At 68.5% G+C, this 1,506-nt stretch carries 1 protein-coding gene; it reads right to left on the bottom strand.

All coding sequences use genetic code 11. The features are described from left to right. A partial coding sequence (locus tag AACY42_RS28415) for a type VI secretion system Vgr family protein (protein WP_339483820.1) occupies positions 1-1,506 on the bottom strand: 1,506 nt, incomplete at both ends.

The following is a 1,506-nucleotide window of genomic DNA, read 5'->3' as shown; positions in this document are numbered from 1 at the left end:
TGTCGATATCGCCGGAGGCCGCCACCAGCCGCCAGCCCAGGCTCTGCACGAAGGTGCGCACACCACGGCTGGCGCTGAGCAGCAGGCGTTTGCCAATGGCCAGGCTGGTGTGGCCGCCGCTGCTCAGAGCCAGGTGTTCGCCGCTGGCGATGTGGGTCGATTGCGGGGTGCTGCTGGCGATGCCGGCCGGGCTGTGCAGTACCAAGTGCGGTTCGGCGAGTTCCGGGTACTGGTTGGCGTTGGGGTTGCCGCCGGTGCCACGGATGGTGCTGTGTTGGGCCTTGAGTGCGTCGGCGACTTCGCCCTGGTCGCCGCTTTCCTGGGCCAGGTGGTCGCGGGCTTCGCTGGCGAAAGTGGCGTGGTGCTGGCGGGCGGTGTCGAGTTGTTCGGCGGTTTCCGGCAGGTCGGTGTGGTGTTCGGCGGCGCGCGGGCGCAGTTGAGTGGTGAGCAGCAGGCCGCCGCCGGCGCGCAGGACGCCGTGGGCGTCGGTGCGCAGTTCAAAACCTTCGCCGCGTGGCACGCCGCCACCGGGGCGTGGGTGGGTGAGGTAGCCGAGGGTGAGGGCGCTGGCTTGGTGGTCGCTCATCAGCGCGGCGCTGATTTGCCCGGTGGTGTCGTCCAGGCGCAGTTCGTTGTGGCGCTCGCCGTGAAGCTCCTTGCTGCGGATCGGGCTGAGGGCCTTGAAGTCCGGCAGTTTGTAGGGCGCGCGGTTGATGGCGTGGTAGCTGCGGCCAATGATCAGTGGCTGGTCGGGATCGCCTTGCACGAAGCCCACCAGCACCTCCTGACCGACCCGGGGCAGGGCGACGTGGCCCCAGCCGGCACCGGCCCAGTTGTGGGTGACGCGCACCCAGCAGGAGCTGCGGTCGTTGTCCTGGCCTTCGCGGTCCCAGGGGAATTGCAGGCGCACGCGGCCGTGTTCGTCGCAGTAGATTTCTTCGCCGGGCGGGCCGACCACGGTGGCGATCTGCGGGCCTTCGATGCAGGGTTTTGGGCGCGGCGGTGCTTGCCATTCGACGTTGTCGGGAATCAGTGTGGCGGTGAAGCTGTAATGGGTGCCCACCTGGCTGCCGGCGGCTTCTTCTTCCATCGCGGTGTGCTGGTGGCCGACATGTTTGATGGCAACGGCGCGCCAGCCGATGTTGAGGTCTTCACGGGGATGGCCGGTCAGATCGAACGCCAGCCCCGGCACCAGGCGCGCATCGTCGCCCGTGACTTCGGCGGTGCGCGCATCGCCGCGCAGGCCTTGCAGGCGGGTCTGGGTGAAGGGCTTGCCGGCGTCGTCGTGTTTGTAGCGGCCGGGGTAGTCGTAGCGTTCGTAGTCGGGGCTTTGGTGTTCCAGCTGGCGCGCCTGTTCGTGCTGCTCCAGGTTGTAGCGCGGGTGGGTGAAGGTGTAATCGCGCTGGGTCTGTTGGGCGCTGCGCACCTGCTCGCGGTAGGTGAAACTGTGCAGCGCCGGCTGGGCCTGATCGCCACCAGGGTTGGCCTCGTACACCAGCGGTTCGC

This window comes from Pseudomonas sp. RL_5y_Pfl2_73, assembly GCF_963970515.1.
GTDB lineage: Bacteria > Pseudomonadota > Gammaproteobacteria > Pseudomonadales > Pseudomonadaceae > Aquipseudomonas.
This window is presented reverse-complemented; position numbering and strand designations above follow the sequence as displayed.